We start from the raw sequence: 13,780 nt of genomic DNA, 5'->3' as shown, positions 1-13,780 counted from the left end.
ATACTTATATACCTATTTTGAGTAAAGAACATGTGCAGATTTGTTGCCTATATAGGGAAAGAAAGTATTTTATTATCTGATCTTTTAATTAGACCAAAAAATTCTCTTGTAAAACAAAGCCTTATTTCTCAGGAGTCCCATACGGTGACTAATGGAGATGGTTTTGGGGTTGGATGGTATACCCCATTTGATAAAAAACCGGCATTATTTACTTCACTATTTCCCGCATGGAATGATCAAAACCTATCTTATTTGGCAAAAAAAACAAAATCATCACTTTTTTTTGCCCATGTGCGTGCTGCAAGTACAGGAGGTATTTCCCAATTTAATTGTCATCCCTTTATCTATAAAAATTGGTTATTCATGCATAATGGTTGGATTCCCCATTTTGAAAAAATAAGACGTCAAATTCATAATTTGTTGGAGGATGATATTTATAATTGGATAAAAGGAACAACTGATTCAGAATTGATATTTGCTTTATTTTTGCAAATGTCCAAACAAATAAAGATTAGAAACTCTCTGGATATACATACAGTATTATTAGAAGTCTTAACTCTTATTAATAACTTAGTAAGAAAAAATTATAAAAGAGCTGTATGCTACTTTAATATTTGTATTACTAATGGAAAACATATAGTAGCGTTTCGTTATTGCCCTTCTTCTCAGGCTAAACCGGAAACTATGTATTTTTGTAGGGATAATTCTATTTCAGAATACATCATAATCGCATCTGAAAAACTTTCTACAAAAGGATTTAAATGGGAAATTATTCCTCGAAATCATAGTCTATTAATTGAGTCTGATTTTACTCTTTCTTTAAAAGAACTTTGATTAAGTATCCAATTTATCAAATTTCTCTAATGCATTGATAGGAATGAAACGAGTAGGGTAACGCTACAAAGCTGGCGTTACCCTAAAAAAGTGTGAACGCTTATTCTTAGAGGATTGACGATGTCGATATTATTTTTTTGAATGTAACAATCAAATTTGAATCTTTCGTTTTTGTAGTCATAGAGTTCGGATCATAACCTTGTGGTAGTTGAAATGTTTGACTGTAATTGCTCTGAGAATAGCTTACACTTTTGCTATTATCTTGTTCACGTGTAATTTTTTGCGTTACGTTTGAGCTCACTATTAATTGTCCCTCTTTCACAGAGATATCGACTTTACTATCAGCACCTTTAGGTAGTTTTATTTTATAAATGATCTCATTTTTACTTTCTTTGATTTCAATGTTATTGGTACTACCAAATGGCATTTGATTGGGTTGATTCACTAAGTTATGTTGCATTTGTGAAAATTGACTTTTCATAAATTGATCCATAGCTCGTTGCATTTGATCCATTTGCTTTAAAATATCATTAGGAGATTGAAAAAAGGGGTCATTATCAAAAGAATCCACGGTTACTTGCTGATTACTCTTTTGCACTTGATTATTTTGGTTCGTCTCAAGTGCTATGGCTCCTGCTGATATCATAGTGATAAGAGGAACAGAGATTAAAATAGGAAGTAGTTTCTTTTTCATCTAAATCTCCTTTCTAAATGGGATATCAAAAATAGCATTCAATCATATTTATAAACCTTTAGGTTCTATACCATGGAGCAACGTAGGCTTTACCTACGTTGCTTGAACAATCACTCTTCTAAGGTAATTGCTATTTTTTTCTCAGTAGCTGCTTCTTTTTTAGGAATTGAAATTTCAAGTACTCCGTGCGCATAACGTGCTGTGATTTTTGAATCATCAGCGGTTTGTGGCAAACTAAAACGGCGATAGAATTGGCCTTGCGCTCGCTCTCTGCGTGTATAACCATTTCGCTCTTCTGACTTTTCAAAATGGCGCTCTCCTTTTAAAGTCAACACATGTTGCTCCAAAGAAATATCGATGTCTTCTTTTTTTACACCAGGAATATCAGCAAGCACAACAAAGCGGTCTTTTTCTTCTTTGATGTCCACAAGAGGAGACCACGTACTTGTTTCAATAAAGGAGGCATCATCTCGTTGTGTATTAAAAAAATTCTCCAGTAAGCTATTCATTTCTTGATACATAGGTAAGGTTCTTCGTAAAGTATTCATAGTATCTCCTTGATTAGTATTTTGGATAATCTAAAAATAGGGTCGTGATGGTTTTCTTTCAAGGGTCCAAATAATTTTTTTTGCTCGTCCCTGTCTCTTGATCACATCTTAAATGCCGTTTTAAGACCTCAAAAAAACAACTAAATTAAACCAACGTATCCTCTAAAGTTTTGCTTTTACTGAGAGGATATTTTCAGAACGTTTGGTAATATCAGGTTCAGTCCTAAAGAAACCAAATTTAGTATTTTGATAGAAACTTACTTCACCTGTTGAAATATTATGATTGCCTCCAACAATTCCACACTCACCTGTTTCAATAAGCTCTTTTAGAATGGGACTTCGCTCCATAACGGCATGGATCGTTCTTTGCACATTAATAGCTGTAACCTTTTCCACAAACTCCTCGTTACTTGAAGTGCGATTTTCGATTATAGTTTTTTCAGCATTAATTGCAGGTTGTATTTTACTTAATAAGGCCGTCAAATTGCCCATTTCCACGTGATCGCATGCACCTTTTATTGCGCCACATTTTGTATGACCTAAAATCACTATTAACTTAGCCCCGGCTACTTTACAAGCAAACTCCATACTGCCTAAAATATCCTCATTAATGATGGTTCCTGCAATGCGTGCACTAAATACATCCCCTAAGCCCTGGTCAAAAATTAACTCAACAGAGGTCCGAGAATCGATGCAGCTTAAAATAATTGCAAAGGGATTTTGCTCATCAGAGGTTTCATTAACCTGCTGTAGCAGGTTGCGATTAACTTTCAAGTTATTTACAAACCGTTTGTTACCTTCTTGCAATAAATGCAATGCAATTGCAGGCGTTATCGCTTTTTGCATTTCTTTAGTCAATGTTTTCATTTTTCATACTCCTAAGTAGGGTCTGAGTATTAAGCAGGTTCAATAAAATCGATTGTTTCAACAACAATATTTTTTAGTTTTGCATTTACTTTATAATCACGTATATATTCCACTACATCATAGGCAATAGATTTTGAGTTTGAGCAATCAATAATCACTTTTGAATAAGGTGGGATCGCATCAAGAGCCTGAATGATGCTTGCCTTATTAAAGAAAGATACCTCTTCTGCCAATACTAGATGATGAGCCGTATGCTCATTTTCCTTGGTGATTGTATCTTTCATATAATAGGCATTACGATAGCTGTGGCGTAAGGTATAAAAAATACCAAATGCCATTCCAATACTAATTCCTTTAAGTAGATCAGTGGACAAAATGCCAACAATAGTGGCTATAAAAGGGATAAATTGTTCAGAGCCTAATTGATATAATTGTTTAAACAATACAGGTTTAGCTAGCTTATAACCTACTATAATCAGTATAGCTGCAAGGCTTGCAAGAGGAATCAAATTTAAAAATTGAGAAATGGTAGCGGCACTGATTAATAAGAAAATACCATGAAATATTGTAGAAAGCTTGGTTTTTCCTCCAAATGCAATATTTGCAGAGCTACGAACAATGACTTGGGTAACAGGTAATCCACCACATAGTCCTGACACTATATTACCAAGTCCTTGTGCTTTTAGTTCTCTATTGGTTGGCGTCACTCTTTTAAAAGGATCTAACTTGTCAGTGGCTTCCACACAAAGGAGTGTTTCTAGACTTGCAACAATGGCTAAAACAATAGCAGTTTTCCAGACTTGGGGATGGGTTATTGCAGAAAAGTCTGGGAAGGTAAACTGTTTAAAAAATTCGATTAAATTATTCGCAACTGGGATTTTCACTAAATGATCTGGGGCTAGACTAAAATTTAATATATTCGATTGAAACATTAGGTTCATTGCAATTCCTAATAAAACAACCACAATAGGACCTTGTATTAATTGAAAAATTTTATGTTTTTTGGTTAAAACAGTTTCCCAAAATATCAGTATTACTATTGATAAGGTAGAAATTAAAATTGCCCCTGGTGTAATTGCATTGAATGCACTGCTAATCGAGGTTAATGTGGTTTCACCATCTGTTTGAAAGTATGAAAGGTCTCCAACTAAATCATGATCATAACCTACGGCATGGGGGATTTGTTTTAAAATAATCAATAGTCCTATACCAGTAAGCATCCCCTTTATGACTGAAGAAGGAAAAAAATAAGCAATAAATCCAGCTTTTGCATAGCCCATAATAATTTGAATAATACCAGCCAAAATCACAGCCAATAAGAATGCGGACCAAGACCCCAATGTATTGATGGCGGTAAATACAATAACTGCTAATCCCGCGGCAGGTCCGCTAACCCCTAGTGGTGAGCCACTGGCTATACCAACTACGATCCCACCAACTATCCCTGCTATGATACCGGCAAACAAAGGAGCGCCAGATGCCAGAGCAATACCAAGACATAATGGCAGAGCGACAAAGAATACTACGATACTTGCCATAAGGTCGCTTTTAAATTCTTTGAACATATCCTATATCTCCACAGATAAACGCATGTTGCTTACTAATTAGTGCAACGTTTAGACCTTTTAAGTATCTAGAGCATGATATTTTTATATATTTGATCCACTATCCTTAAAAGGACTATCTGGAGTTTGAGTCCAGATAGTTTTTACTTCATTAACTGCCGAGCGGATAACTTCATCAGACTGCAACCCGCCTTCAAGATAGGCTAGCCCCTGAAGTAGCCAGTTTGCTAATTCTGGTTGAGTCAATTGATAATAAACTTGGTTCCCTTCTTTACGTTGTTTTACTACCTTTTTGGCTCTTAAAATAGACAGATGTTGTGATACTACTGAGTGACTCGTGCCTAAAATGGCTTGCAGACTGTTGACGTTTTGTTCGCATACATGCAGTTCTTCAATGATTCGAATGCGGTGTTGATGAGCTATCGCACTTAAAAATTCCGCCATTTTCTCGGAAATTAATTTTCTAGAGGGCATAGTATATTTCGAATGTTATTATATTCTAATATATTAATACAACTGCTGTTTTTTGCAACTTAAATTTATATCGTTTGCTTTTTTCTTGCTAACACAGAAGCTTGATCACTACTTGGAGTAGCGTCCCCATCTGTGGGAGAATTTACGTTTGTGCAGAAATGGATTTCCGCTTTCGCGTAAAGAGCGATCTCCTTAAGTTGGCAAGTGGGAGGATGAAAATTATTGGGTAATATTAGTCTACAATTACACTAAGAAGAATTCGCATAACAAGGAAGGATATGCATATCAAAAATAAGTATGGCGTTAAATTCTTTGGAGTGTTGTTTTTCCTTTGTATTAGTATGAGTGAAGCGATTGCTTGTCCTTGTTTTAATAATGCTTTTTTAGAGCTTACATTTGAAAATAGTAAAAGTACCAAATGTATTATTTATAAAAATAATAATTATTTTTATAAAATTGACTATTTTTATAAAGCTGAAATTTCTGATGTAAAATATATTGCTTCTTCTACTTATACTGAATGTATGCTTAATACAGCACATCATGATGTGTATATGAACTTTGGTCGAATGGATTTTTCCATACAAAACATAGAGGATCATCACGAGTGTATCGATGCTATAATTGATGCTTGTACTAATTTGCATATAATTTTACAAAGAAAGAGTTTTTGATAAATGTGTGTTTAGTGGATTGATTGACTTAAAAAAATTTGTTCTCGTCCTTGCGAAAAGCGAAATGGATTGCCGCTTTCGCGAAAAAAACGTTAAGTAATGACAGGACAGCTAAAACAAATGACCTAAAGATCAGGGTATAGAATTGACTCTTGATGTTTGGAGGTATTCCATATTTCGTCTTCAGATAAACTTGTTTCTATAAACTCGATCACTGCTCCATTTTCTTCGATTACAGCAACCTTAAAATTTTTCATCGGAAAATAGGGCTCTAATAAGACATTTTTACCTTTAACTGCCTCGCTTAGGTTTTCCACTTTATAGGCAATATGAGGAATTGTTTGAATGAGCGGGTGTAATGGACAATTTGGACCAAATCGATGATATTGAATTCTTCCAGGTAACTCTCCACCAGATGTATACATATCCATCACCGAACTATAACGCTCATCAGGCCGAGGTTCTTTGACAGGTATCCCAACATGATGGTACTGATAGTTCATAATCCACTCCAAACATTTTATTGATATAGATTATAGCTTGTTTGGCTATTAAATTTAATCAATAACATCTAAAAATCGTCTCTAAGATGTGCACCTAGTCTGTTTGCTTGCAAAAACTGATTTTTTTCCATTCAAGAAAATTTTAGTTTATGAATACTCTTTAGCTGGTTTTTCAGCCCTTATACGAAATAAATTCACTAGAATCCATTGTATTAGTGAGTTTTAGAAATTGCTTATAACTTATTTGAAAACCATTTTCTGCTAAACCACATCCGTTTTGATTCATATTTCTAATTTTTTCAAGTGAATCTTCAAATGCTGCGAGTATGAGCTTTGCAGTATTTGAGCTAATGCCAGTTTTCGGGCCAGAAAACGGTGATTCTTTTTTTCGAGCAAAAACAGCAAGGTATTGAATAATGTCAAAATTACCCACATGATAAGCGTCTGATAAAAGTTGCAAAACAGCAATTTGAGTGTCACGAAATTGATCTTGAAAATAAAATCTAATTGATTTATTCCGAGCTTTTTTTGCGCGCTGTAATTGTTGATCAATATTTTCTTTAAGCGCTCTATCAAATTCAAATTGTCGCAAACATTTACTTTGAGAAAACGCGATTTTGTGCTGCAAGTCTTTTTCTTTTTCTAATTGAACATAAACTTCAGAAGGTCTTCCTGGTTTTAAAAGACCTAATTTAGGTAAGAACACCAACTCTTTGGATATAACAGAATCATTTAAACGAACCCAGCACCCTAACGCATTGCTTAGTTTTATTTGTGCTTGTTGGCGATGATGTGTCCCTTCATACATATAGCGAGTACCAAAGAAAAAATCACTTCCCCAAAATATACGTACATCCTGGTGTTGTTGAATAAAACGACGTGCCCAATAAATGGGATTTTCTTCATCATGAGCTGCGTCGGCTTTATCATAATGTCGAGCATGGCTAAAGAAAACATTTAATTGACCCAAACTATCTCTGCCAGTAATGGCTAATCCCATGCAACCAGTAAGTCCTGTAGTCCAAATCATATCAATCGGACTATTTTCAATATTATGTAAGATACAAAAAGGTCCTTGGCCAGGTTCATTGCCATTGAGTCCAAGGACTCCATTTATGCTTGTTTCCAATGAATCAAATTTTCCAGAAAAGTGGGTTATTTGACTTAAATCTACCTCTTTTCCCCAATGCCGACCACATTGTGAGAGGTTGCCTATATTTAGTAACAAATTTTCTAGCATGACTCATCTCATAAGGTTTTCAGTGTTATCTGTGACTTTGTATTGAGGCAAAATAACCCAAATTTGTTAATTTGATAATATTGGCAATAAAGCGCTAGAAAATGCATAGGGTGTTCTAGGACCTTTATTATCGTAAGTTTTGCTATCTTCATTGATGCTCCAAGTCATCGCACCACCAAATGACGGTAATCCCTTAATGTTTTTATATTCATTTGCTATGTCATTGTATGTTCCATGTTCTAATGCACCACGTCCTGCGCTTTCACTCGAATTAGCAGGCTCTCCTACCATGATTTTTGTTTTCGAACCTTTAGGCAATAATTTTTCTAAACATGGAGCAATTTTACTAATAAACGCAGGGTATGTTTCATCACCTACGTTTTGCCATTGAACAACACATTGGTTGTCAACCGTAAAACCTGGAGTGTTATATGCTTGTGCAAATATATAATCGAAGAGATTATTACTTATTGCGTCGTTATATACAGTTTCAGATCCAGTGTTAACAAATTGTATTTCTGTTCCAGAGGAACCTTGTACTGGGTTTATTTGAGGTGCACTAGTTATTATTAGTTTGTTATTAAGAAGTTTTATTTGCTTTATTAAAGCAGATAAATATTGTTGTCGATCTGTAGCGTTTCCAGGAAAATCAGCTGTTGAGATATGTTCTAAGTCAAAATCTATGCCATCTAAATTAAGACTTTCTAAATAATGTACTATGCTCTGTGCGAGGCTTGCACTATTAGTTATTCCCGGTTTAAAGGTGTTGTTAGCACCACCAAAAGAAAGTAAGACTTTGGCACCTTTGCTGTGAGCAAATGAGACACTATTTGTAAAGTTCGTTATCCACTCAGGTGGTTCAGGCCACCATTGCACAGAAGGCAAAAAACAACCATCAGGTATAGTTGGACCACAGTTTAGATTCATGCCTACTTTATCGCCATCAATAGTACCAAATGCAATGACAATTACGTTATAGTTATTAGCGATTGCCTCTTCGATGCTTATCGTTCCCCAAGATTCTAAATATCCGACCATAGTGTATTTTAGTGGAACCATTGTTTGAGTTGATAGTCGTTCAACAAATTTTGTGGCTCGCTGTATTTCTTTTTCCTGTGCGTTTTTTGTGGCAACATGAGCATTTTGAGCGGACGCATTTGTAGGTATAAACGATACGGACAAGGTAAAACTCAACAAAACAATGGGTAATGCTTTAATAATTAACGTGTTCATAACTAATTCCTTAGGTGATAGGCATTTGGACAACTTCTTTATTGCATGTATATCACTATAGCTTGTTTTCTGAACGTTTATTCGAAAAAAGCCTTGGTTTCTAACGACCTCATGCCAAGGTTGTATATAATGTGAGTACAAAAATAAATGTTATAAAACGTTTAGTAGATCGGAAAAACATGAGTATTATTGAACCAATACTATTAGGAATAGTTTTAAGTGCTGATTCCTTTTCAGCAGCGATAGCGATGGGGCTTAGGCCTCATCGATTTGGTGATTCCTTAAAATTTGCCTTTGCATCGGGCGGAGCGGAGTTAATTGCTACCTTAATAGGAGCTGTGGCTGGTGAAGCAATTATTTCACAGTTTAGCTCCATTGCTCACTGGATTGCTTTTTCATTATTGTTTATTGTTGCAATCCATATGCTTTATGAAGGATTTAAAGATTGGAGAAACAGCAATAATAGTGTTCAATCTGTAGAATTTCATAGGTTTACCAAACTAATTATCGTTGCGATTGCGACGAGCTTAGATGCTTTAGCTATTGGAGTTAGTTTAGGCGTTTCCAATAAACCCTTAGTTCCTTACTTGGTTTCAATTGGAGGTTGGGCTTTTTTCTCAACGATAGTGGGTATGGGGATAGCGAGAAAAATACCTGAACATTTATCAGTGATATTTAACGTTATTGGGGCGCTAATTCTCGGTGTTCTTGCGGTTAACGTGTTGAAAATATAATGAGAAATAATCGAGGCCAAAAGTGTACATCATCATAAAAACGATTGCTGTTTCCACATATGACTCAATGGACCATCGTTTCTTCTGATTCAATGCGGAGGTTAAAATCCTGAAACAAAAGTGTTGTAGGACTATATCCAAAGTGTTGCAACTCGATTACGCGCTATAATTAGGATAAAAATACCTAAGGAAAATCATGACTAATTTCATCAAACGGACAATTCAATTGGCAACAGAGAATGTAAAACAAGGAGGTCGTCCCTTCGCTTGTATTATTACCAAAAACAATGTAATCGTTGCCGAAGGCACCAATCAGGTTGCACAAACTAAGGATCCAACTGCGCATGCGGAAATTGTAGCAATACGCACAGCAACTGCTAAGCTAAAGACAGAACACTTAATAGATTGTGAGTTTTTTATTTTAGCTCATCCTTGCCCAATGTGTTTGGCGGCAATGTATTATTGTAGCCCATTGAAAGTGACCTTTATTACTACAAGAGATGAATACAAAAAATATTACGAGGATCATCGCAAATATTTTACCCTAGATAATTTCTATGGGGAGTTTGCTAAATCATGGCAAGAACGTAACATGCCTATGGAGCATCACGCCGATCCCGAGGGTATTGAGGTGTATAAGCTTTGGCAGAAAATGAACCAGAGCTCAAATCCTAAAAGTTGAACGACGAAAAAATATTGCGATGCAATGTCCTCTACAAATCATATAAATTAAATAATTAAAACCTTAGCTCCAGGATTGGCTTTTACCCAATTAGCTACATACTCGATATAGTTATTTTTGCCAACAGCAATGCATCCACGCGTTGAGTAGGGTAAGTTGCTTAACCAACCAAATCGACTAGATGATGATTGAGTTGGCCCATGGATCCCTACATCTCTACCTGTATATCCTGCGGCTAATTGCTTTGTAGTCGGATAGAGAATTGGAATAAATACTTTAAATTGATTGGATTTTCTTGGATGAGCTAATCTATATAGACCAACTGGAGTTTTATTATCACCCGATTTCTTTTTACCGACACCTTTGTTTCCGAGAGCTACTTTAAAAGTCTTAATTACAGTGCCGTGTTGGCAAATATTTAAGATTCGCTGTGTGGTGTGTACATTGATTCCATTTGATAAGGGACAAGTCGCAGTATTAGCGAATAAAGCGACAGGAAAAAAAGTAAAGATCATTAAAGAAATTGCTTTTATTTTCATAATGGGTAGACTAATTTTGTTAAAATTGGCTAATAATTATCCCATAATATTACCTTTATTCATAGAGTTGGCAGGCTAAATCTTCCACCAACGTCATTGTAAGAAAGCATTATTCAGAAGCGTGAAGATTAATACGATGAACTCTAGCCAAGAGGGCAGTTATTTTGGGCCACCGTAAACTCTTTTGGGACGCTTTTTAGAGTGCTTATGCGGTTTCTAATACAACAGACTCTGTTTCTTTTACTATCAGTGCTGCTAAAAGATCATTAATTAACTCTCGAAGCTCTCCAGATAGCAAAGCAAGTGCCGCATCACGTTGTTGATATTCTTCATCGAGTTGTTTGATTTCATTAAAATCATCGATGAGGTAATCAAGGCTTTTCAGCTTTTTAAAGGTAAAGTCATGTGTCAAGGTCAACTGGATTCGTTCTTTCCAGATTAAGGAGATTTCCGCAGTAGCCATGCCTTGCGAGAGGAGAGTCACGATTTCTTCGGCGGGTAACTCATAGCCTTTACAATGCACACGCTTTTTTTCATCATCAAGAGAGAAGAGTAAACAATCTGAGGCTAATTGAAAATGTTGAGGAAGTGTTTCTGGAGAATAAATCCATTCTGCAAATCGTAAAGCAAGATTTTCTGTATGGGCAAGAGGTTCAATAGAGATATCTGCCACTGATTTACGTAGGAATGAAGTGAGTTGCGATGCTTGATTTGAACTGGAAGTATTAATAATGATTCTTTTACTGGCACTGTCCAGAATAGCAAGAAGCTTTTTTTGGATACAAAATGATTTTGGCAACAGTTCAAACTCAATATCTTCTGCCATTTGCGCTTTTTCAGCTCGTTTTACCATGCGTCCTTGTTGTACTTCGAGCCGTTGTATTTTCTCAGCAAGCATTTTATTAATGACACCACGAGGAAGTAGGCGTTCTTCTTTACCTAAACAAATTAGGGAACTAGCAGCAACCTCCTGAATCATTTCATCCCCAAAAGTAGGGAGCCAACCATAAACAAATCGTGCATGAGGAGGGCAAGGCTTTAGACTGTTTTCAGTCAAAGAAGCAGTGAGATCACAAGTGTCATCCAGTTCATATTGATAGATAAGAGCGTTGTTAAACCACATATAAAAACTCCTGAATTACATAATATAATAAGTACCAATAGCCATAGTTCTATTGTACGGTAATTTATAAAAATCTATGTTCAAATTAGTTGAGTAATTGCGTATTAAAAAAGCAAATAATTTTTCCTGCCAGAAAAAAGTCAATGATTTTTTTGTCTTAGATGCTGAAATATTGGGAATTTCCACCATATATGTAGCTCGGTCAATATTTAATTTAAAGGGAAAAAGATTTTTGCTCGAAGCTCTTTCCAATGCTCTGGGTATGGAAATTGTCTCCATAAATCCGTAATGCAAAGTTAAGTTAAATACTTTTTCGTGTAAGCAAGTGATTTCATAACGTTGGCTGTAATGTACATAAGGAATATTATCTACAATATAATTAAGAATAAGTACTCGATTAGGAACTGCTCGGCATAGTTTTAAGAAATGGAGAAAGCTTCCGCCACTTTTATCGTAAACATCAGTTATAAAAATTGCTGTTAAATCAGTAAGTTGATTTAAACTTTTATATTCGAGTTGCTTGATAATTTTAGAAATATCATCTTTATTCATATAATAATTTTGTTGTAGATACTCCAAGCCAAATTTCCAAGTATACATAATGGTCGCTATAAGCAAAGCAAATGTCACTGGAACCCAACCGCCAGTGAGAAATTTGTGAGCATTTGAACCCAGAAATGCGAAATCGATACTTAAAAACAATCCAAATATCAACGCAACTTTAAATTTTGACCACTTCCAAATGGATAGAGCAGCATAGGCAACCATAGCATCAATTAAGAGCATGTATGTATTTACTGCAATCCCATAAGCGTGGGCAAGATTATCTGATGTTTTAAACGTAAAGCAAAATGTTAAGGTTCCAATAAACAAGATGATGTTAATTTGGGGTACATAAATTTGACCCGAATAATCTTTGGATGTTTGTACTATAGGGATGCGTGGACATAGGCTCAGTAAAACCGCTTGTTTTGTTAAAGAAAAGGTTGCGGAAATCACTGCTTGTGATGCAATTATGGTTGCAATAGTAGCAAGAATAATTAAAGGAATATAAAACCAATTAGGTGCAATCATATAAAAAGGGTTGTCAATGGCTTTGGGGTGTAACAGTAAGTTAGCTCCTTGTCCAAAATAGTTTAAAACTAGGGAAGGAAGGACCACAGTAAACCAGCTCATACGAATTGGTTTTTTGCCAAAATGTCCAATATCAGCATAAAGTGCTTCTCCTCCAGTAACAACCAGGAAAATACCTCCTAATAATAAATAGCCTTTATATCCAGTGTTTTGTATTAAGGAAAAGGCATAATAAGGATTTATTGCAGTAAGAACCATGGGCGCTTTAGCAATTTGTACAACACCAAGTATGGCTAGAGTAAGGAACCATATAAATATCAAGGGGCCAAAGAGATTTCCTATCCGCCCAGTTCCTCTTGATTGCAACATGAAAATGAATATCAGAATCACTACAGCAATAGGAAGTATATAAGGTTCAAATGCGGGTGAAAGCGTGCTAAGGCCTTCAACAGCACTGATCACGGATATAGCAGGGGTAAGCATGCCGTCGCCTAAGAGTAAACCTGCTCCGAAAATGGCTACGATATAAAATAAAGGTACATATTTAGTACTTTTATGTTTCATTAGCGCTAAAAGAGCAAGAATTCCGCCTTCTCCATCGTTATCTGCGCGAAAAATCATGATTAAGTATTTGAACGAAATGATAATTATCAAACACCAAAAAATGAGGGATAAAACCCCAAGAATTGTTGATTGAGTGATTGGTAGATTATCCATTGTCACTTTTAAAGCATATAATGGACTTGTACCAATATCGCCAAATACTACCCCTAAAGCACCTAGAGTAAGGCCAAAGGATAATTTGGGTGTTTTTTCCATATTTTTACCAGAATGAATTAATTGCTAAACATGATGTATTTTTCTTTAAAGCAGGAATGTATTCACTATGAATAACCATAATAGATAAATTAAAATTATGTTTTAGATTCAGAGCAAGACCTTTTTTATGATCTCCATCAAATAGTGGTATTATTTTTTGTGGCATAATAGGCCTTG

Annotated in this window: 15 protein-coding genes; 4 read left to right on the top strand and 11 right to left on the bottom strand. The window is 35.4% G+C overall.

What is annotated here, in order from left to right:
* The first annotated feature begins 30 nt into the window (after positions 1-30).
* A complete protein-coding gene (locus tag Lgra_RS16695) occupies positions 31-834 on the top strand; it encodes a class II glutamine amidotransferase (RefSeq protein ID WP_058500280.1) in 804 nt (267 codons plus the stop codon).
* Between the two features lie 106 nt (positions 835-940).
* On the opposite strand, the gene Lgra_RS16690 is transcribed toward Lgra_RS16695, so the two are convergent.
* From Lgra_RS16690 to Lgra_RS16670, 5 genes are all read right to left on the bottom strand, one after another.
* Positions 941-1,528 (bottom strand): Hsp20/alpha crystallin family protein, encoded by a 588-nt coding sequence (locus tag Lgra_RS16690; RefSeq protein WP_058500279.1) that lies wholly within the window; start codon positions 1,526-1,528, stop codon positions 941-943.
* Positions 1,529-1,638: 110 nt separating this feature from the next.
* Positions 1,639-2,076 (bottom strand): Hsp20/alpha crystallin family protein, encoded by a 438-nt coding sequence (locus Lgra_RS16685; RefSeq protein WP_058500278.1) that lies wholly within the window; start codon positions 2,074-2,076, stop codon positions 1,639-1,641.
* Positions 2,077-2,238: 162 nt separating this feature from the next.
* Entirely contained in the window at positions 2,239-2,943 is a 705-nt protein-coding gene (locus tag Lgra_RS16680) for a carbonic anhydrase family protein (protein WP_058500277.1), read from the bottom strand.
* Between the two features lie 29 nt (positions 2,944-2,972).
* Positions 2,973-4,508: a SulP family inorganic anion transporter gene (locus Lgra_RS16675; protein WP_058500276.1), complete on the bottom strand. Its 1,536-nt coding sequence runs from the start codon at positions 4,506-4,508 to the stop codon at positions 2,973-2,975.
* 84 nt (positions 4,509-4,592) lie between these two features.
* The gene (locus tag Lgra_RS16670; RefSeq protein ID WP_058500275.1) at positions 4,593-4,982 is read right to left on the bottom strand and encodes an ArsR/SmtB family transcription factor; all 390 of its coding nucleotides are present in this window, start codon (positions 4,980-4,982) and stop codon (positions 4,593-4,595) included.
* 278 nt (positions 4,983-5,260) lie between these two features.
* Here Lgra_RS16670 and Lgra_RS16665 point away from each other — a divergent pair, with 278 nt between their 5' ends.
* The gene (locus tag Lgra_RS16665) at positions 5,261-5,656 is read left to right on the top strand and encodes a hypothetical protein (protein WP_058500274.1); all 396 of its coding nucleotides are present in this window, start codon (positions 5,261-5,263) and stop codon (positions 5,654-5,656) included.
* A 125-nt stretch (positions 5,657-5,781) separates the two neighbouring features.
* Here the strand turns inward: Lgra_RS16665 and Lgra_RS16660 are convergent, their stop codons facing one another.
* From Lgra_RS16660 to Lgra_RS16650, 3 genes are all read right to left on the bottom strand, one after another.
* A complete protein-coding gene (locus tag Lgra_RS16660; RefSeq protein WP_058500273.1) occupies positions 5,782-6,159 on the bottom strand; it encodes a hypothetical protein in 378 nt (125 codons plus the stop codon).
* A gap of 172 nt (positions 6,160-6,331) precedes the next feature.
* Entirely contained in the window at positions 6,332-7,399 is a 1,068-nt protein-coding gene (locus Lgra_RS16655) for a hypothetical protein (RefSeq protein ID WP_058500272.1), read from the bottom strand.
* A gap of 66 nt (positions 7,400-7,465) precedes the next feature.
* Entirely contained in the window at positions 7,466-8,632 is a 1,167-nt protein-coding gene (locus Lgra_RS16650) for a glycosyl hydrolase family 18 protein (protein WP_058500271.1), read from the bottom strand.
* 131 nt (positions 8,633-8,763) lie between these two features.
* Here Lgra_RS16650 and Lgra_RS16645 point away from each other — a divergent pair, with 131 nt between their 5' ends.
* Together Lgra_RS16645 and Lgra_RS16640 are read left to right on the top strand one after the other, a co-directional pair.
* Complete coding sequence (locus Lgra_RS16645; protein ID WP_238584476.1) at positions 8,764-9,366, top strand: manganese efflux pump MntP; 603 nt, start codon at positions 8,764-8,766, stop codon at positions 9,364-9,366.
* 196 nt (positions 9,367-9,562) lie between these two features.
* Positions 9,563-10,048, top strand: a complete 486-nt coding sequence (locus Lgra_RS16640; RefSeq protein ID WP_058500269.1) for a nucleoside deaminase — start codon at positions 9,563-9,565, stop codon at positions 10,046-10,048.
* A gap of 47 nt (positions 10,049-10,095) precedes the next feature.
* Here the strand turns inward: Lgra_RS16640 and Lgra_RS16635 are convergent, their stop codons facing one another.
* The 3 genes from Lgra_RS16635 to Lgra_RS16625 all read right to left on the bottom strand — a co-directional run bounded on the left by Lgra_RS16635 (position 10,096) and on the right by Lgra_RS16625 (position 13,603).
* Positions 10,096-10,587, bottom strand: coding sequence for a L,D-transpeptidase family protein (locus Lgra_RS16635; RefSeq protein ID WP_058500268.1), 492 nt, complete (start codon positions 10,585-10,587; stop codon positions 10,096-10,098).
* Positions 10,588-10,792: 205 nt separating this feature from the next.
* Positions 10,793-11,710 carry a recombination-associated protein RdgC gene (locus Lgra_RS16630; protein WP_058500267.1) on the bottom strand — a complete coding sequence of 306 codons (918 nt, stop codon included), beginning with the start codon at positions 11,708-11,710 and terminating at the stop codon, positions 10,793-10,795.
* Positions 11,711-11,725: 15 nt separating this feature from the next.
* Positions 11,726-13,603 carry a potassium transporter Kup gene (locus Lgra_RS16625; RefSeq protein ID WP_058500266.1) on the bottom strand — a complete coding sequence of 626 codons (1,878 nt, stop codon included), beginning with the start codon at positions 13,601-13,603 and terminating at the stop codon, positions 11,726-11,728.
* Positions 13,604-13,780: the final 177 nt, after the last annotated feature.

Origin of the sequence: Legionella gratiana, from assembly GCF_001467695.1 — a bacterium.
GTDB classification, from domain to species: Bacteria; Pseudomonadota; Gammaproteobacteria; order Legionellales; family Legionellaceae; genus Legionella; species Legionella gratiana.
The sequence above is the reverse complement of the archived record's forward strand: the minus strand, read 5'-3'. Positions and strand labels throughout refer to the sequence as shown.